The organism is Leisingera coralii (assembly GCF_049056525.1).
Lineage (GTDB): Bacteria > Pseudomonadota > Alphaproteobacteria > Rhodobacterales > Rhodobacteraceae > Leisingera > Leisingera coralii.
In genome coordinates this window covers 30106-47682 of record NZ_JBHUPT010000019.1, presented here as the reverse complement: position 1 = coordinate 47682, position 17577 = coordinate 30106, and the positions used below count along the sequence as shown (strand labels likewise).

At 64.4% G+C, this 17577-nt stretch carries 16 protein-coding genes; 3 read left to right on the top strand and 13 right to left on the bottom strand.

The window, feature by feature from the left end:
* Positions 1-13 precede the first annotated feature (13 nt).
* Positions 14-967 carry a carbon-nitrogen hydrolase family protein gene (locus tag ACFMBG_RS08070; RefSeq protein ID WP_421054196.1) on the bottom strand — a complete coding sequence of 318 codons (954 nt, stop codon included), beginning with the start codon at positions 965-967 and terminating at the stop codon, positions 14-16.
* 217 nt (positions 968-1184) lie between these two features.
* Entirely contained in the window at positions 1185-1748 is a 564-nt protein-coding gene (locus tag ACFMBG_RS08065) for a TetR/AcrR family transcriptional regulator (protein WP_421054195.1), read from the bottom strand.
* 209 nt (positions 1749-1957) lie between these two features.
* Here ACFMBG_RS08065 and ACFMBG_RS08060 point away from each other — a divergent pair, with 209 nt between their 5' ends.
* Positions 1958-2431, top strand: coding sequence for a nuclear transport factor 2 family protein (locus ACFMBG_RS08060; protein ID WP_421054194.1), 474 nt, complete (start codon positions 1958-1960; stop codon positions 2429-2431).
* A gap of 61 nt (positions 2432-2492) precedes the next feature.
* Here the strand turns inward: ACFMBG_RS08060 and ACFMBG_RS08055 are convergent, their stop codons facing one another.
* The 3 genes from ACFMBG_RS08055 to ACFMBG_RS08045 all read right to left on the bottom strand — a co-directional run bounded on the left by ACFMBG_RS08055 (position 2493) and on the right by ACFMBG_RS08045 (position 7646).
* Positions 2493-3476, bottom strand: coding sequence for a GlxA family transcriptional regulator (locus ACFMBG_RS08055; protein WP_421054193.1), 984 nt, complete (start codon positions 3474-3476; stop codon positions 2493-2495).
* 22 nt (positions 3477-3498) lie between these two features.
* The gene (locus ACFMBG_RS08050; protein ID WP_421054192.1) at positions 3499-5973 is read right to left on the bottom strand and encodes a GcvT family protein; all 2475 of its coding nucleotides are present in this window, start codon (positions 5971-5973) and stop codon (positions 3499-3501) included.
* A gap of 152 nt (positions 5974-6125) precedes the next feature.
* Positions 6126-7646, bottom strand: coding sequence for a trimethylamine methyltransferase family protein (locus tag ACFMBG_RS08045; protein WP_421054191.1), 1521 nt, complete (start codon positions 7644-7646; stop codon positions 6126-6128).
* Positions 7647-7740: 94 nt separating this feature from the next.
* Between ACFMBG_RS08045 and ACFMBG_RS08040 the strand changes: the two genes are divergently transcribed.
* On the top strand, positions 7741-8655 hold the full coding sequence (locus ACFMBG_RS08040) for a LysR substrate-binding domain-containing protein (RefSeq protein ID WP_421054190.1): 915 nt from the start codon (positions 7741-7743) through the stop codon (positions 8653-8655).
* Between the two features lies 1 nt (position 8656).
* Here ACFMBG_RS08040 and ACFMBG_RS08035 read toward each other — a convergent pair whose 3' ends face one another.
* The 4 genes from ACFMBG_RS08035 to ACFMBG_RS08020 all read right to left on the bottom strand — a co-directional run bounded on the left by ACFMBG_RS08035 (position 8657) and on the right by ACFMBG_RS08020 (position 12314).
* Entirely contained in the window at positions 8657-9517 is an 861-nt protein-coding gene (locus ACFMBG_RS08035; RefSeq protein ID WP_421054189.1) for a metal ABC transporter permease, read from the bottom strand.
* Positions 9517-10395, bottom strand: a complete 879-nt coding sequence (locus ACFMBG_RS08030; RefSeq protein ID WP_421054188.1) for a metal ABC transporter permease — start codon at positions 10393-10395, stop codon at positions 9517-9519. The genes ACFMBG_RS08035 and ACFMBG_RS08030 overlap by 1 nt, the downstream gene beginning before the upstream one ends.
* Positions 10395-11312: a manganese/iron ABC transporter ATP-binding protein gene (locus ACFMBG_RS08025; RefSeq protein WP_421054187.1), complete on the bottom strand. Its 918-nt coding sequence runs from the start codon at positions 11310-11312 to the stop codon at positions 10395-10397. Before ACFMBG_RS08025 ends, ACFMBG_RS08030 begins: the two co-directional genes overlap by 1 nt.
* A 99-nt stretch (positions 11313-11411) precedes the next feature.
* Positions 11412-12314, bottom strand: a complete 903-nt coding sequence (locus ACFMBG_RS08020; RefSeq protein WP_421054186.1) for a metal ABC transporter substrate-binding protein — start codon at positions 12312-12314, stop codon at positions 11412-11414.
* 62 nt (positions 12315-12376) lie between these two features.
* Between ACFMBG_RS08020 and ACFMBG_RS08015 the strand changes: the two genes are divergently transcribed.
* Complete coding sequence (locus tag ACFMBG_RS08015; protein WP_421054185.1) at positions 12377-12661, top strand: hypothetical protein; 285 nt, start codon at positions 12377-12379, stop codon at positions 12659-12661.
* Between the two features lie 80 nt (positions 12662-12741).
* On the opposite strand, the gene ACFMBG_RS08010 is transcribed toward ACFMBG_RS08015, so the two are convergent.
* The 4 genes from ACFMBG_RS08010 to ACFMBG_RS07995 form a co-directional block, all read right to left on the bottom strand.
* Positions 12742-14313 (bottom strand): alkaline phosphatase family protein, encoded by a 1572-nt coding sequence (locus tag ACFMBG_RS08010; protein WP_421054184.1) that lies wholly within the window; start codon positions 14311-14313, stop codon positions 12742-12744.
* 139 nt (positions 14314-14452) lie between these two features.
* Positions 14453-15211 (bottom strand): maleate cis-trans isomerase family protein, encoded by a 759-nt coding sequence (locus ACFMBG_RS08005; protein ID WP_421054183.1) that lies wholly within the window; start codon positions 15209-15211, stop codon positions 14453-14455.
* Positions 15212-15226: 15 nt separating this feature from the next.
* On the bottom strand, positions 15227-16393 hold the full coding sequence (locus ACFMBG_RS08000) for a M24 family metallopeptidase (RefSeq protein WP_421054182.1): 1167 nt from the start codon (positions 16391-16393) through the stop codon (positions 15227-15229).
* Positions 16386-17576, bottom strand: a complete 1191-nt coding sequence (locus ACFMBG_RS07995; RefSeq protein ID WP_421054181.1) for a diaminopropionate ammonia-lyase — start codon at positions 17574-17576, stop codon at positions 16386-16388. Before ACFMBG_RS07995 ends, ACFMBG_RS08000 begins: the two co-directional genes overlap by 8 nt.
* Position 17577: the final 1 nt, after the last annotated feature.

Here is a 17577-nt window from a genome sequence, read left to right as displayed (position 1 = left end):
AAAATGAGACTGATCAACCGCCCGCTTTTCTTTCAGCGTAGTGTATTGAATGCAATTCGGCAAACCCGTTTGCTTCGTCGCCCGGCGCGCGGGCGTTCAGCCCCGCCTGCGAGCCCTGCACCGGGATCTCCAGCGGCCCAAGCGTGTGCAGGTACCCATCCGCACCGCTGGCGCGGTCATAAACCGGGAAATCCACCTCCCGGTCGCGGAAGCTTTTCAGCACCTGGCCCAGCCCCTTCAGGCCGATTTCGCGCTGGCGGCGCACCTGATCCAGATCCAGCTCCAGCGGGAACATGTCCTCGTGGCGGCCCGACTGGTGCAGCACCGTGGCAGACGGATCGATGATGCAGGACTGGCCCACCCCGCCGGCGCCCAGGCCGTTGACGTCGACGACATAGCACTGGAATTGCGCCGCGGTCGCGCGGGCGATGGACAGCTCGGCATCCCGGTCGGCGGTGCCGGTCAGCACCGGATGCAGCAGCACCTCCACCCCCTGGCTGGTCAGCTGGCGGGTGGTTTCCGGGAACCAGATGTCATAGCAGATCGACAGGCCAAAGCGGCCCACCTCCGGAATATCGAACACGCAGAATTCGGTTCCGGCTTCCACCCCCTGCTCATACGGGCGGAACGGGAACATCTTGCGGTAGACCGCCACCACCTCGCCCTGCGGATTGATGACCGAGGAGGTGTTGAAGATCTTGCCGGAGTCCGTGACCTCGAACATCGAGCCCGGCACCACCCAGATCCCGTGTTTCACCGCCGCGGCGCAAAAGCGCTCGATCGCCTCGTTATGCAGCGGCAGCGCATGTTTGGTCAGCGGCCCGTAGGGCGCCAGTTCGCTGAACACGGCCATCTGTGTCCAGGGGAAGCGCGCCATCAGCACGTCGATCCGGTGAATCATTGCGTCGACATTCGAATGCAGTGCGTCCACGTGCATTTGGATGCCGGCGATGGAAAAGGGCGTCATTCGGCCTGTACTCCGTTGGCGTATGTTGCCTCCAGAATACAGGATTGCCGCGGCAGCCGCCATCCCGTGCAGCATGCCCTGACGCGCAGACAGGGCGGAGTGTTGCCCGCAAGCCGGGCCCGGGCCGCGCATCACTCCGGCGCGGACGGCGGTTATGCAACCCATGAGCGAAAGCCCGCCGCCAGGCACCGCACCGGCAGCGCCGACTGCCTGAAAGCTAGGAAATTGCCCGGTCAATCAGCGCCGCCGCCGCCGCGCGGGCATCCCGGGCCGGTGCGCTGCTGTGGGTCAGGGCGGCCAGCACAATCGCGCCCTCCTTCAGCACCATCAGCTGACGGGCCAGCACCTCCGGATCGCGGGCGCCGGCCTCGGCCGCCAGGCCGGCAAAATGCTCCTGCAACAGCCGCTTGTGCTCCGCCGCCTGCTTGTTGATCGGATCTTCCGGCGACTGATACTCGGCACTGGCCTTGATGAACATGCAGCCCTGGAACCCGGGCTGCCCGAACCATTCCTCCAGCACATCGAACAGCGCCTCCAGCCGGCCGCGCGCAGTATCCGCCCGTGCCTCCAGCCGCTGGTACAGCCAGTTGCGGAAATCCTCGTCCCGCAACTTCAGCACCGCCAGGATCAGCTCCTCCTTGGAACGGAAATGCTTGTAGATCGAGGTTTTCGACACCCCGGTCTCCGCCGCCACCAGGTCCATCCCGGTGGCGTGAAATCCGTTTCCATAGAACAGATCCAGCGATTTTCGAATCAGCTCGGCACGTTTATTGGGCCGCATTGGCGCTCCCGCGGGCTAGTTTCTGCACCGATCAGTAAATATTATTTCCGCAGCGAAGGTCAAGCTAATGGTCTTGAATTCATAGGTTTTCCGCGCCTCACCCCAAGACTTTACACATGCGGGCATGGCAGAATCCAAAATCCCCCACTTGAATATATTTACCGATCAGTTCACCCTCTTTTCGCAAGTTGACAGATCGGTAAACAAACATGACAGAAGCTCCCCGCCCCCCGCTACCGCCCTTCACCCGCGACACCGCCATTGCCAAGGTCCGCGCCGCCGAAGACGCCTGGAACAGCCGCACCCCTGAGGCCGTGGCCCAGGCCTATACGCCGGACACCATCTGGCGGAACCGCGCAGAGTTCCCCCGCGGACGCGCGGCGGTCCAGACTTTCCTCGCCGCCAAATGGGAACGCGAACAGGACTACCGGCTGATCAAGGAGCTGTGGGCCTTCACCGGCAACCGCATCGCCGTGCGCTTTGCCTATGAATGGCGCGACGCCAGCGGCCAATGGTACCGCTCCTATGGCAATGAAAACTGGGAATTTGCCGAAGATGGCCGCATGGCGCACCGGTTCGCCTCGATCAACGACCTGAAAATCACAGAAGACGACCGCCTGTTCCATTGGCCGCAGGGCCCGCGCCCGGCAGACCATCCGGGCCTCAGCGACCTCGGCCTCTGACTCCCCTGCGTGTCCTCGCGGCCGGGCTGGCCTTCAGCCCGGCCCCCTTGCGCGAACCCGCTTAAAACGGCCGCTCCTGATGCGGCGACTTGCCGGTATAGCGGCGGTAGACCTTGGCGAAATGGGTCTGGCTGTTGAACCCCGACGCCAGCGCGATATCGATGATCCGCATGTTGGTCTGCAGCAGCAGGCTGCGCGCATAGTCCAGCCGCAGCCTTGTGTAATAGACCTTGGGCGTGGTCTGCAGATATTTCGAGAACAGCCGCTCCAGCTGCCGCACCGACAGCCCGACCAGATCGGCAATGCCCCCTGGCGTCAGCGGCTCCTCCAGGTTGCTGCGCATCAGGCTCAGCGCAGCCGCCAGCTTTTCATGCCGCACGCCGGTCCGGCCGTATTCGGAGACCGTCTGATCCTGGCTCCCCTTGCGGGCAGAAGAGCAGACCATCAGGTCCGCCGCCCCGGTTGCCACGGCGGCGCCGTGATGCTCCGAAATCAGGTTCAGCATCATGTCGACGGTTGCGGTGCCGCCGGCGCAGGTGATCAGCTTGCCCTCCATGGTGAACAGCGAGCTTCTGACCTCCACATCAGGATGCGCCTCGGCCAGGATCGCCCGCAGTGCCCAATGGGCCGAAACCTCGCGCCCCGCCAGCAGGCCGGAGCGCGCCAGCGCCAGCACACCGCCGCCCAGCGCACCCAGGGTCACCCCCATCCGCTGCGCCTTGCGCAGCCAGCCCAGCACCTTCAGCGAGATGCCCGGCTCCTGCCCCTGGCCGCCGCAGACAAAGATCATGTCGCCGCGCGCCAGCTCCGGCAGTCCGCCGTCCACCGCCACGCTCAGCCCGTTGGGCGCGGTGACGGCCAGGCCGTCCTCGCTGACCACGCGCCAGTCATAGCGCGCGGACCCGTCATGTGTGTTCGCCGCTTCCAGCGCTGCCACCGCGCTGGACAGGTCCAGCGGCGAAAAGGTGGGCAGCAGCAGGAAGATGCAGCGGCAGGCCGGCACGGCCTGCACCGCTTCGGGGAGCTTCCGCATGGGTTGGGTCATGGTTTCCGCTCCCCTGCTTTGATCAGGCGCGCATGTTGGCGCCGTTGGCGTCGTAGACCGGCGCGCCCAGCACTTCGGCGTCATACATCTCGCCCAGGATCTCGACCTGCAGCCTAGTGCCGGCCGCGGCGTGCTCAGCCGAGACATAGCCCATCGCCATCGACGCCTTTGCATGATGCGCATAGCCGCCGGAGGAGATGTAGCCCACCGCCGCGCCGTCCTTCAGGATCGCCTCGTCGTTGGAGACATCGATGCCGTCCACATCAATGGTCATGGTGACCAGCTTGCGGCTTGCACCGGCCTCCTTGGCCTTCAGCGCGGCCTCCTTGCCGACAAAATCCTTCTTCCAGTTGATGAAGACATCCATGCCGCTTTCCACCGCGTCGAAATCGGGGCGGAAGTCCAGCGTCCACACGCCCCAGCCCTTCTCCAGCCGCATCGACATCAGCGCCCGCGCCCCGTACCAGCGGTAGCCCAGATCCGCACCGGCCTCCTCGATCGCCTCCGCCAGGCGCAGCAGATACTGCGGCTTGCAGTAGATCTCATAGCCCAGCTCGCCCGAGAAGCTGATCCGGTTCAGGATCACCGGCACGCCGCCCACGAAGGTCTGGCGCAGGTCGCGGAACTTGAACGCCTCACCCGACACATCCTCACGGCTGATCCGCTGCAGCAGCTCCCGCGACTTCGGCCCCGACAGCGCAATGCCGTGCCAGTCGTCCGAGACGTTCTGATAACTCACATCCTCCGGCAGGTCCTTCTCAAACCAGCGGCGGTGCGCCTCCTGCATGGCGCCGGAGCCGAACAGCATGAAATGCTCCTCACCCAGGCACGCCACGGTCAGATCGCCGTACAGCTTACCCTTGGGGGTCAGCATCGGAGTCAGCGTCAGGCGGCCCGGTTTCGGCACGTATCCCGCCAGCACGTGGTCCAGATAGGCCCGCGCGCCTTTGCCCTTGAACTCATGCTTGGCAAAGTTGGCAACCTCGATGCCGCCCACGGCCTCGCGCACCGCCTTCACCTCGCGCGCCACATAATCATGCGACCGGTTGCGCTCGAATGTCGGCTCCTCATGCGCGTCCTCAGGCCCGTCGGCAAACCACAGCGCGTTCTCCAGGCCAAAGCCCTGCCCCATCCGCGCGCCCTTGGCGACCAGCCGGTCGTACAAGGCGGTGGTTTTCTGCATCCGGCCCTTCGGCAGCGTCTCGTTCGGGAAGGTCATCACAAACCGGCGCTCGTAGTTCTCGGTCGACTTCACGGTGCCCCAGTCGGGGGTCGCAAACTCGCCGAACCGCGCCACATCCATCGCCCAGACGTCGATGGACGGCTCGCCGTCGATCATCCATTCGGCCATGGTCAAACCAACGCCGCCGCCCTGGCAGAAGCCCGCCATCACGCCCACGGCGCACCAGTAGTTCTTCATGCCCGGCACCGGGCCGATCATCGGGTTGCCGTCGGGACCGAAGGTGAAGGGGCCGTTGATCATATCCTTGATGCCCGCCTCGCCAATCGCCGGGATGCGCTCGAACGACATCTCCAGACGGTCGGCAATCCGGTCCAGATCCGGCTGCAGCAGTTCGTGCCCGAAATCCCAGGGCGTGCCGCCCACCTTCCACGGCGTCCCCTTCGGCTCATAGGTGCCCAGCAGCATCCCCTGCCGCTCCTGCCGGAAATAGATGTTGGCCTCATAGTCGATACCGGCCGGCAGGCGGGTCGGGTGGTTGGCCACCGCGTCGATCTTGTCGGTGATCAGGTAATGGTGCTCCATCGGCTGCACCGGCAGGTTGATGCCCTGCATATGGCCAACCTCCCGCGCCCACAGGCCGCCGCAGTTCACGATATGCTCGGCATTGATCACCCCGCGCGGGGTGGTCACATCCCAGCTGCCGTCCGGGCGCTGGGTGGTCGCGGTCACCGGCGTATGGGTGAAATACTGCGCTCCGTGCACCTTGGCCGACTTGGCGAATGCGTAGGTCGCACCCGACGGGTCCAGATCGCCGTCCTGATCATCCCACAGCGCCGCGTGGTAATGCTTCGGGTCGATCAGCGGATGGCGCTCGGCCACTTCCTTGGGGCTGATGAACTCCTGGTTCAGCCCCATGTAACGCGCCTTGGAGCGCTCGCGCTTCAGATAGTCGTACCAGGTCTTGTTCGACGCCAGATAAAACCCGCCGGTGATGTGCAGGCCGACCGAGTGGCCCGAGGTCTCCTCGATCTCCTTGTACAGGTCGATGGTATAGCTCTGCAGGCGCGAGATGTTCGGGTCCGACGAAATCGTGTGGATCTGCCCCGCCGCATGCCAGGAGGAGCCGGAGGTCAGCTCGTCACGTTCCAGCAGCACCACGTCCTTCCAGCCGAATTTGGCCAGGTGGAACAGGATCGAGCAGCCAACCACACCGCCGCCGATGATCACCGCCTTGGCGTGGGTGGGCAGTTTCTTGTCGCCGGTGCTCTCCTCCTTGTGGATGTTGAGCGTCGATTGGGCAAAATTGTCTGACATGGGTTTGTCCTCAGATCTGGGGCAAGGCGCAGGAATTGCGGCAAACGGCACCAAAGGGGTGCACAGGGGGTGTACGGGGGGTGCACAGGGGGTGCCGGGGCAATCCGGCACATCCTGCATCAGCTGAACTTATGCGTGAAGAAAGGGTTAACTCAGTACCACGCATCCGGGATCTCCTCCTTGCGGCGGGCGACATAGGCGGCCAGTTCCTCTTTCACCGCCTCATCCATCGGCGGCGCCTGATACTCGTTCAGCATCTTGTTCCAGCGTTCATAGGCGCGCTGGCGCATGTCCTTGGAACCGCCCTCCTCCCAGCTCTCGACATTCTCGCTGTCGCTGAGTTTCGGCTCATAAAACGCGGTCTGGTAATTGCGCATGGTGTGGGCGGAGCCGAGGAAATGCCCGCCCGGCTCCACCTCGCCATAGGCATCGCGCGCCAGTGCCTCGTCGCTGGTGTCCAGACCTTGCGAAAGCACCTTCTGATAGGAGCCCAGCCGGTCCGCATCCATGATCAGCTTTTCGAACCCGGTGCACAGGCCCCCTTCCAGCCAGCCCGCCGAATGCAGCACATAGTTGGCCCCGGCCAGCATGGTGGAATGCATCGAGTCGGCACTCTCATAGGCGGCCTGCGCATCCTCGATCTTGGACGCGGTCAGCGACCCGCCGCAGCGCAACGGCAGCCCGGCGCGGCGCGCCAGCTGGCCGATGGCGTAGTTGGAGATCACCGGCTCCGGCATCCCGAATGTCGGCGCACCGGACTTCAGCGACATGGAGCTCAGGAAGTTGCCCAGCACAAACGGCGCGCCGGGCCGCACGATCTGGCTGAAGGCGCAGACCATCATCGCCTCCGCCATCGCCTGCGCCACCGACGCCGCGGTGGAAACCGGCCCCATCGCACCCGTAAGGATAAACGGCACAACGATAATCCCCTGCCCGCGGGCGCAATAGGTGCGCACCGCCTCGGTCACCACCTTGTCGACCAGCAGCGGCGAGTTGGTGTTCACGTTGCCCATGATCACGCAGTTCTTGTCCATGACATCCTTGCCAAAGACGATTTCGGCCATGTCAACGCTGTCCTGCGCGCGGGACATCTCGGTGATGGCACCCAGATGCGGTTTGTCGCTCAGCGTCATATGGGCAAACAGCATGTCGAAATGGCGCTTGGAGACCGGCACGTCGCAGGGCTCACAGATCACAAACCCGCCGTGATGCAGGTTCGGATGCATGTAGGTGAGCTTCACCAGCTTCTCGAAGCTCGCCATGTCGCCATAGCGCCGCCCCCCTTCCAGGTCGCGCACAAACGGCGCGCCATAGATCGGGGCGAAGACCTGATTGGTGCCGCCAATGGTGACCGACCGCGCCGGGTTGCGGGCCAGCTGGGTGAACTCCCGCGGCGCCTTGGCGCACAGAGCCCGGATCCACTGGGCATCGGCACGCACGGTGTCGCCGTCAATCTTCGCGCCGGCCTCTTTCCAGATCCGCAAGGCTTCGGGATCGTCGCGGAAGGCGATGCCGACATCCTCGAAAATCCAGTCGACCTGGGCTTCCAGCCGGACCAGCTTTTCCTCGTCCAGCACGTCGAAGAACGGCAGCGTACGCTGGATAAAGGGCGATGCCGGGGCGCCCGCGGGGGCGGTGTTTCTATCGCGAGAGGCGCGGGCGCGTCGGGCCATGGGGGTCTCCAGTGTTCAAAAGCTGCGTAACGATAAGCTCCGCGGCCCGCGTTGTGACGGTTGAAAAATCTGATGATTTGGATAATTCACAGTTATGCAAGAACTCTGGAAGCTCCTCACCAGCCCCCGCCACCTGATCGTCTTCGAGGCCGCCGCCCGGCACGGTTCATTCACCCGCGCGTCGGAGGAACTGAACGTGCAGCAGCCTGCCGTCAGCGCAGCGATCAAGCAGATGGAAGCGTCTTTGGGCGTTATTTTATTCCGCCGCGGCCACCGCAAGGTGGAGCTGACCGGGGCGGGGATGCGGCTTTACACCGATGTCTCCAAGGCGCTGGAGGACATCCTCTCCTCCGCCAAGGCCGTGCGGCAGTTCGGGCGCAACGACCATGTCACGCTCAATTGCTCCTCGGCTTTTGCATACTACTGGGTGATGCCAAGGCTGGCCCAACTGCACGAGGCGCACCCCGATATCGACCTGCGCCTGCAAAGCTCCGACCGGGAGCCGGACATCAATACCGAAGGCATCTCATTGGCGGTGCGGCGCGGCGACGGCAACTGGCCGGACTGCCATTCGGCCCTGATCGCGCCGGAGGTGATCTTTCCGGTGGCCAGCCCGCGGGTGATGGCCTCGGCGGTCAATCTGGCAACGGTGCCGAACCTGCTGCACGAGCGGCTGATCCATCTGGAGGAACCGATCCGCGAGCGCCCCAGGTGGCAGCAGTGGTTCGAGCACTTCGGGGTCAAAGGCCGGCCGCCGGCCGCGGGCATGCGCCTCAATGATTATGCGCTGGTGCTGCAGGCGGCAATTGCAGGCGAGGGCTTTGCGTTCGGCTGGCAGCATGTGACCGAGCCGCTGATCAAGCAAGGGCTGCTGGCCGCGCGCAAGGAATGGTCCTGGACCACCGGCGCGGGCTTTTACCTGGTGTGGTCCAAGACCCAGGACCTGGTTCCCAACGCGGAACTGGTGCGGCAGTGGCTGTTGGAGATGGCCAGGCCCGGAACCGCGTGACTCACGCGCCGCCGGAGGAGTCCATGGCGCGCTGCATCGACCTGCGATGCGTCAGATACAGCCGCCGCACAAAGGCGAGGATGAACAGCGCGGTCAGGATCAGCACGATGGTCGGCGCCGGCGCGCTGTCGAGGAAAAAGCTGGCATAGGTGCCCGCCAGCATCGAGAACATGCAGACCAGCACGGCAACCCACAGCATGGTGCTGAACTTGCGCACCACCAGGAAGGCAATCGCACCGGGGGCGATCAGTAGACCGATCGCCAGGATCAGCCCGGCCGCCTTGAGCGTTGCCACGATGGTCAGCGACAGCGCCGCCAGCAGCCCGTAATGCAGCACCGTGACCGGAAGGCCGCAAGCCTGCGCCTGCGCCGGGTCGAAGCTGTGCAGCAGCAGGTCCTTCCACTTCAGCACCAGCGCCGCGCCGACCACCAGCGAGATGATCCCCGCGGTCCACAGTTCATCCGGCTCCACCCCCAGCATGTTGCCGAACAGGATGTGGTCCAGATGCGCGTTGGTCTCCAGCCCCACGTACATCACGATGCCGAGCCCGAACATGCCGGAAAACACCACCCCCATCACCGTGTCCTGCTTGACCCGGCTGTTGCCCGCCAGGAAGCCGGTCGCCACCGCGCACAGCATGCCGGCGGCAAAGGCGCCGATGATCAGCGGGAAGCCCAGCACATAGGCCAGCACGATCCCCGGCAGCACCGCGTGGCTGACCGCGTCGCCCATCAGCGCCCAGCCCTTCATCACCAGGAAGCAGGAAAGCAGGGCCGTGGGCACCGAGACGATCATGGAGATCCAAAAGGCGTTCTGCATGAACGCGAACTGGAACGGCATCAGCAGGGTATCGAGATCCATCACGCTGCCTCCTGTTGTGCGGCGGGGCCGCGCTTCAGCGCTTCGCGCGCCTTGCGCTTGGCCGCCAGCAGCCCGTGTTTCGGGGCAAAGACAAAGACCAGCAGGAAGATCAGCGTCTGCAGCGTCACGATGATGCCGCCGGTGGCGCCGTCCAGGAAGTAGCTGGCGTATGCCCCAAGGAAGCTGGTGGCAGCGCCGATCAGCACCGACACCATGATCAGCCGCGGGAAGCGGTCGCACAGCAGATAGGCCGTGGCACCCGGCGTCACCACCATGGCGATCACCAGAAACGCCCCCACGGTCTGCATCGCCGCCACCACCGACGCCGACAGCAGCACAAAGAACACCGCCTTGAGCAGCCCGGGCCTGAGCCCGATGGTGCGGGCATGGTTTTCGTCAAAGAAGGTGACCATCAGGTCCTTCCATTTCGCCAGCAGCACCGCCAGCGAGACAAAGCCGATGATCGCCAGCTGCAGCGTATCCTCCGGCGTGATCGCCAGGATGTTGCCCATGGTGATGGTCTGCACCGAGACCGACATCGGGCTGATCGAGACGATGAACAGGCCAAGACCGAAGAAGGAAGTGAAGATCAGGCCAATGATCACATCGACCTTGAGACCGGAGCGTTCCGACAGGAACAGCATCGCCCCTGCCGCCAGCCCGCCCGCGATGAAGGCGCCCAGCGCAAAGGGCAGGCCCAGGATGTAGGCGCCCGCCACGCCAGGCACCACCGAGTGCGAGAGCGCGTCGCCGATCAGCGACCAGCCCTTGAGCATCAGATAGGCGGACAGGAAGGCGCAGACGCCGCCCACCAGCGCCGAAACCCACATCGCATTGGTCATATAGCCGTAGGTGAACGGCTCCAGCAGGTATTCCATCACGGCTTGCCCCCGCCCTCGCCGCTGCTCTCGCTGGTCTGGGTCTTTTCGCCGTACTGGACAAAGGGGCGCTCGTCGTCGGTCAGGATGGTGACCTCGCGGGTGTCGCCGTCCTCGTGCAGCTTTTCACCGCCCAGGGTGAAATGGCGCAGCACACCGCCAAAGGCAAGTTCCAGATTTTCGCGGGTAAAGGTGGTTTCGGTCGGCCCGTAGCCCAGCACCGTGCCCTTGACCAGCACAGTGCGGTCGCAGAACTCCGGCACGCTGCCGAGGTTGTGGGTGGAGACCAGCATCACCCGGCCTTCCTCGCGCAGCTCCCGCAGCAGGGCGACGATCTGCTCCTCGGTCTTCACATCGACGCCGGTGAATGGCTCGTCCAGCAGGATCACCTGCCCGTCCTGCGCCAGAGCGCGGGCCAGGAACACCCGCTTGCGCTGACCGCCGGACAGCTCGCCGATCTGGCGGTGGCGGAAGTCCTGCATGTTGACCCGGCGCAGCGCCTGGTCGACGGCCTCATGATCAGCAGCCTTGGGGCGGCGCAGGAAACCCATGTGGCCGTAGCGGCCCATCATCACCACGTCCTCGACCAGCACCGGGAAGGCCCAGTCGACCTCCTCCGACTGCGGCACATAGGCGACCAGGTTCTTGCGCAGCGCCTCCTTGACGGTCATGCCGAGGATGCGGATCTCGCCCTGCGCGGCCGGGACAAACCCCATGATCGCCTTGAACAGGGTCGATTTGCCCGCGCCGTTCACCCCGACCAGCGCCGTAACCGTGCCGCGGGGAATGCCAAAGCTGGCATTCCACAGCGCGGTATGGCCGTTGCGGTAGGTGACCGTGACATTCTGTGCGGCAATCCCGCCGTCCGCTGGTGCGGCGCTGGTATTCATGATGTGGGTCTCGCTGGCATCAAGCATTGGGCTTTCCCGCAGAGTTACACACAGAAATTGTGTTTTGTGAAATGAAACGCCCCGCAACTTCCGCTGCGGGGCACTTGGATATGAAAAACAGCGGCTTTAGTTGGTCACTTCGGTCAGGCCGCGGGCCACGGTCTGGGAGGTGACTTTGAGCAGGTCCAGGTAGGTCGGCACCGGGCCATCGGCCTCGCTGAGGGAGTCGACATAAAGCTCGCCGCCATAGGTCACGCCGGTTTCGCGGGCCACCTGCTCTGCCGGGGCGGTGTTCACGGTGCTTTCGCAGAACACCACCGGGATGTCATTGGCGCGCACGCCGTCGATCACCGAACGCACCTGCTGCGGGGTGCCGACCTGGTCGGCGTTCATCGGCCACAGGTACAGTTCCTTCATGCCGAAATCGCGGGCCAGGTAGCTGAAGGCGCCCTCGCAGGTCACCAGCCAGCGCTTGTCCTCGGGGATTTCCGCAATGGCGCGGCGCAGCGGCTCGATGGTGGCGCGCAGCTTGTCCTTGTACTCGCCTGCGTTCTTGACGTAGATCGCGGCGTTTTCCGGGTCGTGCTCGGCAAAAGCCTCGACGATATTGTCGATATAGATCAGCGCGTTATCCAAGCCCATCCAGGCGTGCGGGTTGGGCTTGCCCTCATAGGAGCCGGCTGCGATCGGGATCGGGTCGATGCCGTCGGTCAGGGTGACAGAGGGCACATCGTTCAGGTTCGACAGGAACTGTTCGAACCACAGCTCCAGGTTCATGCCGTTCCACAGGATCAGGTCGGCATCGGACGCCCGCACGATGTCGCGCGGAGTCGGCTCATAGCCGTGGATCTCCGCCCCCGGTTTGGTGACCGAGACGACCTCAGCGGCATCCCCCGCCACATTGGCAGCCATGTCGGCCAGCACGGTAAAGGTGGTGACCACCTTCATTTTGTCTTCAGCCATGGCAGCACTGGCAGCAACAGCCGCAACCGCGGCGGCGGAAACCGTCTTGAGCAGGTTCGAAAGCATCCGATTCTCCGTTTTGAAGATGTCTTTGACGCATCGTTATTGCAAATCATTCTCAACTGTCAATGAAATTGAGAATGATTTGCAACAGCCACCCCGGCCTGAGCAAAAATGCGCTTTCGCAAAGGCCGGACTGGCCAGCTGGTCAGGCAAACAGAATTTCCCTTGCAATCAGAGATCTAGGATGGAGCACGGATGTGTGGGAATATTGCGGTCAAGCCAACCAAAGAATTCCCGAAGTCACCGGCGGCAGAGGCTCCGGCGGTGAAGGCGGCGGCGATCCGCTGCAGATCGCCTGGCTGAAACGGATCAAATCAAGCGATCAGCAGGCTGAAGACTGGTTCGTTTAACCCGCATCAACCGTGAAGGGTCCGGTATCCAGACCGAACCGGGCCTTTCGGTATTCCGGCAGCGTTGCCCCCGCTTGTGCTCAGCTCCGCTGCCCCGCAAAGCGGGAAACGCCCCGTGCACCGTCCGCGGTGATCGACATCAGCGACAGCGTGTGGTCCATGTTCTTCATCCGGTGCCGCAGCATCAGCCGGGTCAGCCGGTTGAGATCGGCGGCATACTCCGGCTGCCCGGCCACGTTTGCCAGCTCCCCCTGCCCCTCAGCATCAAACAGCATCGGCGGCAGGTCGGCGGCGAACTCCACCAGCGTGAACCGGCCGTCGCGCAGGATCGCCAGGCAGCTGTCGCTTGCCGAGGTGCCCAGCGCCTTCTGCCACAGCGTCGGCTTCAACGGTTCGGAGAAATCCAGCTCCGAGAAGGAATACTGCCGCCAGTCCTGCGGCACGTCCCCGCGAAGCAGCGGCAGCAGCGACCGGCCGTCCATCGAATTCGGGATCTCCTGCCCGACCCAATCCAGAATGGTTGGCGTTACATCGATGGACTCGGTGATCTGCGTGAGGCAGGTGCCGGCATTACCCTCATTGCCCGGCATCCGGATGATCAGCGGCGTGTGATAGGCGGCGTCATAAACCGTCATCTTGCCCCAGGCGTGCCGGTCGCCCAGCATCTCGCCGTGGTCTGCCGTAATGACCACCATTGTATTATCGTACTGGCCCGTGTCCTTGAGAAATTGGATCACCCGCCCGACATGATGGTCCACCTCGGTGGCGAGGCCCAGGTACACCGAGCGCAGGGTGCGGATGTTGTCATCCGTCGGCTCCAGGTCCGGGAAGCCCTCGACAAAGCCCGCAATGGAACTCTTGCGCAGTGCTGGATCAAAGAACGGATGCTGCGCGCATTCCTGCTCCGACGTATCCAGCCGCTCCGGCAGCGGCAGCGAGGCCGGGTCGTACATGGTGTTGTAGGGCGCCGGTGCCACCAGCGGCGGATGCGGGCGGATATAGGTCAGATGGGCAAACCAGCTTTCCTTTTGATAGGCGGTCATCTTGCCCAGGAAGGAGTTGGTGAGGAACGCCGTGTCGCTGTCCTCTGCCGCATAAAGCGCCGGGTCGTTCAGCCGGGGCGCGCCGCCATCAGGGGACACCGGTTTGTAGACATCCCAGTAGTTTTCGAACTCATAGCCCCGGTTCATCAGATGCGACTGCCACGGATAGGACATTTCCAGCCGCATCTCGGTCATCTCGTGGAACCCGTTCATCGGGAACTCATAAGTCCTGAGCGCCGGGTCGTTGGCATCATAGGCGCGCGGGTCCTGCGAGGTATCGGTATAGCCGAACAGCATCGGCATATAGCCCGCCTTGCGCATCTCGGTGGCGATGTTCGGCGTGTCATGGCGCAGCGGCGTGCCGTTGCGCACCGAGCGGTGGTTCATCGCATACTGCCCGGTCAGGATCGAGGCCCGCGACGGCCCGCAGGGGTTGGTGACCGAGAAATGCCGTTTGAAGGAGACCGCCTCCTGCATGAAGGCGCGGATGTTGGGCAGCTCCACATGCTCTGCCATGGCGCCGAACACGCAATCCGCACGCAGCTGGTCGATGATGATGAACAGGACGTTGCGGGTCGTGGGGCGGTTCTCGGCAGGGGTGGCAGGCATCCGGGGTCCTCGCGCGGCACAGGTCAGGTTTCGGCTGCCAAACTGTGATGATCCGCGCGCGGATTACAAGCGCAGACTGCGCTGTCAGGCGGGTCAGCTTGCCACGGATTGTCAGCTGGCAAATCCCGTAAAATTGTATCTATCCGGCTGCCAACCCCCGGGCGAACAGCTTGCCGAATTGCGGCTGGGAGTCTGAGATTCCGGCCAGCCGCAGCATGTGCCAGGCCAGCGCCTGATTGCTGGAAACCACCGGCACCCCCGCCGCCTCCTCGATCTCCGGGATCACCCGCAGGCAGCGCAGGTTGGTGCAGGAGATCACGATCGCATCGCAGTCCCCGGCCCTGGCCACCTGTTTGGCCGCCGCCGCAATCGCCGCCTCGGTGATCCGCGCCACCACCCGGTCGTCCATTTCCTCAAACGAGCCGAAGCCGGCGATTCCAAATCCCGCCTCCTCCAGCTTCTGCCGCATCTGCGCCGAGACTTCCGGCAGGTAAGGCGTGACAAACCCCAGCCGCGCCGCTCCCAGCGCCTTGCCCGCCGCAATGATCGCTGCCAGCGGGTCGGTGACCTTGGCTTTTGGCAGGACCGTCTGTACCGCCTCCGCCACTTTGGCCGAGCCGATCACGGTAGACGCCGAGGTGCAGCCATAGCCGATCACGTCAAAATCCAGCGAGGACGGCAGCAGCCGGGCCGAGGCCGGCAGGTCCGCCTGCATCCGCGCCAGCGTCTCCGGGCGGATTTCCGGCACCATCGGAATGCGGCTGTGATAGAGCGCCACGCCGTCCTGCGCCATCATCCGGGCGAACTCAGGCTCCAGCGTCTCGTCGGTTTCCAGCACGATCACACCCAGCGTGGCGCGGGTGCCGATGCCTGCGTCCGTCTCATAGGGGAGTTTCATGGCCCAAAGCCTCCTTCAGATCACCGGCAGTTCGGGAGCGGCGCGGATTGTCAGCAGCTCAGCACCATTCGCCCGCACGACGATGTTTTCCTCATGCACCATGATGCGTCCATCGCCGTAGCTCAGCGAGGGTTCCAGGGTGAGCACCATGTTTTCCTCAATCACCGTCTCGTCAAAAGCCGCGTGCGAGGGCCATTCGGTCAGCTGCATCCCCAGCCCGTGGCCCAGCCGCCCCACATCGCCGCCCTGATCGTCCATCTCCGCGATCACGGACTGCATCGCTTGAAACAGCTCGCGGCAGGTCGCCCCGGGTTTGGCCGCGGCAATCCCCGCCTCTGTCGCCCGCCACAGCACGTCATAGGCGCGGCGTGACAGGTCATCGGCGCGGCCAATGGCAAAGTTGCGGTCGAAATCGCAGAAGTAGCCGTCCCAGGTGGCGCCCGTGTCCAGCATCACGATGTCACCGGCCTGCAGCGGGCGGCCGGTGGGCGGCGAGATCACGTCGCTGTAGCCGCCCTGATCGGCGCCGCCGACCAGATAAGGCACATCGTCTGCGCCCTGCGCCAGCGCCTCGCGCCGGAAGGCGCGGAACAGATCCTCGAACGGCTGGCCTTCATGGGCAATCTGCGGCACCTGCGCGAAAGTGCGGGAGCCGATGGCGCAGATGTGCGAGAGCTTTTCGATCTCTGCCGCGGATTTCACCATCCGCAGGCCGCGCACCAGCGGGGTGGCATCCGCCACCTTCAGCCCCGGCAGCCCCGCCATCAGCCGCTCATAGTCGCCCAGCGGCATCCGCAAAGAGGTCTCATGCCCCTTCATGATACCGATGGGCCCGCCGCGCCCGGCAATGGGCGACAGCAGTTCTGTCAGCAGGCTGATGCCGTCATCCTCGGGCGCCGGGGCGCTCCAGGTGCGGATGTCCTCGATCCAGGTGCGGCGCATCAGGTCAGCGCCGATCTCCGGGATGATGGCAATCGGCTTGCCCGCGGGCGGCACAAACAGAAACCAGGGCCGGGTCGGGCTCTGCCAGAACAGCGTGTGAAAGCCGCTGAAATAGCGCACTTCCGGCTCTGTCAGCAGCAGAAGCCCATCAAGCCCCTGCTGTGCCATCAGCGCCTGGGCCTTCCCGGTCCGGGCTGCAAACTCCGCTTCCGGAAACCCGCGTGCGGGCGCGTCAGACATGGTCTTTCCCTTCCATGATCGCGGCATAGATCGCCGGATCGGTGACCCCCTCGGAGCCGATCAGCAGCACGCGGGAGCTTTCATCCAGGCCCAGCGTTTCTTTCATTTCCGGCGACTGGCAAGCCGCGATCAGCGCGGACAGGCCCGCCACCGCGCTTTCGCCCGCCTCCACCACTGGATCGCCGGTTTCGCCATTGGCCAGAAGCCGCACCGCGGGCGCCACGATGCTGTCGGGGATGGTCACGAAGTCCGAGGCCTCCTCTGCCAGAACCTGCCAGGCCATTTCCGACGGCTCACCGCAGGAGAGGCCCGCCATGATGGTTTCTTCCTTGATGGCGAAATTGGTCGCCTTGCCTGCCTTGGCGCTGTCGAACAGGCAGGCCGCGAGCTCAGGCTCAACGATCACGACCCGCGGCGCCTCCGCCCCGTAATACTGCCGCAGCGCCGCCGCGACCGATGCCGCCAGCCCGCCGACGCCGCCCTGCAGGAACACATGGGTGGGCGGCTGCTCCATCGCCTCGCAGGCTTCGCGGGTCATCACGCTGTAGCCGGCCATCACGTCGCGCGGCGGCTCGGTGTAGCCTTCCCAGGAGGTGTCGGAGACCACGAACCAGCCGTTTTCCTCGGCCTCCTTCTTGGCCAGCAGCACCGAGTCGTCATAGTCGCCTTCGATCCGGATCACCTCGGCGCCCAGCTCACGCATGGCCACGGCGCGGCCCTCGCTGACTTCGGCATGGATATAGATCCGGCAGGGCGCGCCAAACCGCTGACAGCCCCAGGCCAGCGAGCGGCCATGGTTGCCGTCGGTGGCCGAGACCAGGGTGATCCCGGCGCAAGCCTCCTTGTGGGCGCCCTTGCGGATTTCCTCCAGGCTGACGTCCTGGCCCAGTTGCTTGCTCAGCTCCCGCTGCAGCACCCGCATCGCCGCATAAGACCCGCCCAGCGCCTTGAAGCTGCCCAGGCCGAACCGCGGGCCTTCGTGTTTGTAGTCGATCCGGCCCACGCCGATCTGCGACGCCAAACCGGCCAAGGAAACCAGCGGCGTTTCCTCGTACCCTTCCCAGGCGGTGATCTCCGCTTGTGCGTTGGCGAAGTCCTGTTCCGACAGCACGCTATAGGCCGCCTCGCCGGATTTCGGGCTCCCTGCCGTGTGGCGCAGGGCAACAGCAAATTGTTCAAGCATG

What these genes read in the sequence shown, in the direction of transcription:
- ACFMBG_RS08070 (WP_421054196.1), bottom strand. Translation starts at nt 967, where the DNA reads ATGACGCCCTTTTCCATCGCCGGCATCCAAATGCACGTGGACGCACTG.
- ACFMBG_RS08065 (WP_421054195.1), bottom strand. Translation starts at nt 1,748, where the DNA reads ATGCGGCCCAATAAACGTGCCGAGCTGATTCGAAAATCGCTGGATCTG.
- ACFMBG_RS08060 (WP_421054194.1), top strand. Translation starts at nt 1,958, where the DNA reads ATGACAGAAGCTCCCCGCCCCCCGCTACCGCCCTTCACCCGCGACACC.
- ACFMBG_RS08055 (WP_421054193.1), bottom strand. Translation starts at nt 3,476, where the DNA reads ATGACCCAACCCATGCGGAAGCTCCCCGAAGCGGTGCAGGCCGTGCCG.
- ACFMBG_RS08050 (WP_421054192.1), bottom strand. Translation starts at nt 5,973, where the DNA reads ATGTCAGACAATTTTGCCCAATCGACGCTCAACATCCACAAGGAGGAG.
- ACFMBG_RS08045 (WP_421054191.1), bottom strand. Translation starts at nt 7,646, where the DNA reads ATGGCCCGACGCGCCCGCGCCTCTCGCGATAGAAACACCGCCCCCGCG.
- ACFMBG_RS08040 (WP_421054190.1), top strand. Translation starts at nt 7,741, where the DNA reads ATGCAAGAACTCTGGAAGCTCCTCACCAGCCCCCGCCACCTGATCGTC.
- ACFMBG_RS08035 (WP_421054189.1), bottom strand. Translation starts at nt 9,517, where the DNA reads ATGGATCTCGATACCCTGCTGATGCCGTTCCAGTTCGCGTTCATGCAG.
- ACFMBG_RS08030 (WP_421054188.1), bottom strand. Translation starts at nt 10,395, where the DNA reads ATGGAATACCTGCTGGAGCCGTTCACCTACGGCTATATGACCAATGCG.
- ACFMBG_RS08025 (WP_421054187.1), bottom strand. Translation starts at nt 11,312, where the DNA reads ATGCTTGATGCCAGCGAGACCCACATCATGAATACCAGCGCCGCACCA.
- ACFMBG_RS08020 (WP_421054186.1), bottom strand. Translation starts at nt 12,314, where the DNA reads ATGCTTTCGAACCTGCTCAAGACGGTTTCCGCCGCCGCGGTTGCGGCT.
- ACFMBG_RS08015 (WP_421054185.1), top strand. Translation starts at nt 12,377, where the DNA reads ATGAAATTGAGAATGATTTGCAACAGCCACCCCGGCCTGAGCAAAAAT.
- ACFMBG_RS08010 (WP_421054184.1), bottom strand. Translation starts at nt 14,313, where the DNA reads ATGCCTGCCACCCCTGCCGAGAACCGCCCCACGACCCGCAACGTCCTG.
- ACFMBG_RS08005 (WP_421054183.1), bottom strand. Translation starts at nt 15,211, where the DNA reads ATGAAACTCCCCTATGAGACGGACGCAGGCATCGGCACCCGCGCCACG.
- ACFMBG_RS08000 (WP_421054182.1), bottom strand. Translation starts at nt 16,393, where the DNA reads ATGTCTGACGCGCCCGCACGCGGGTTTCCGGAAGCGGAGTTTGCAGCC.
- ACFMBG_RS07995 (WP_421054181.1), bottom strand. Translation starts at nt 17,576, where the DNA reads ATGCTTGAACAATTTGCTGTTGCCCTGCGCCACACGGCAGGGAGCCCG.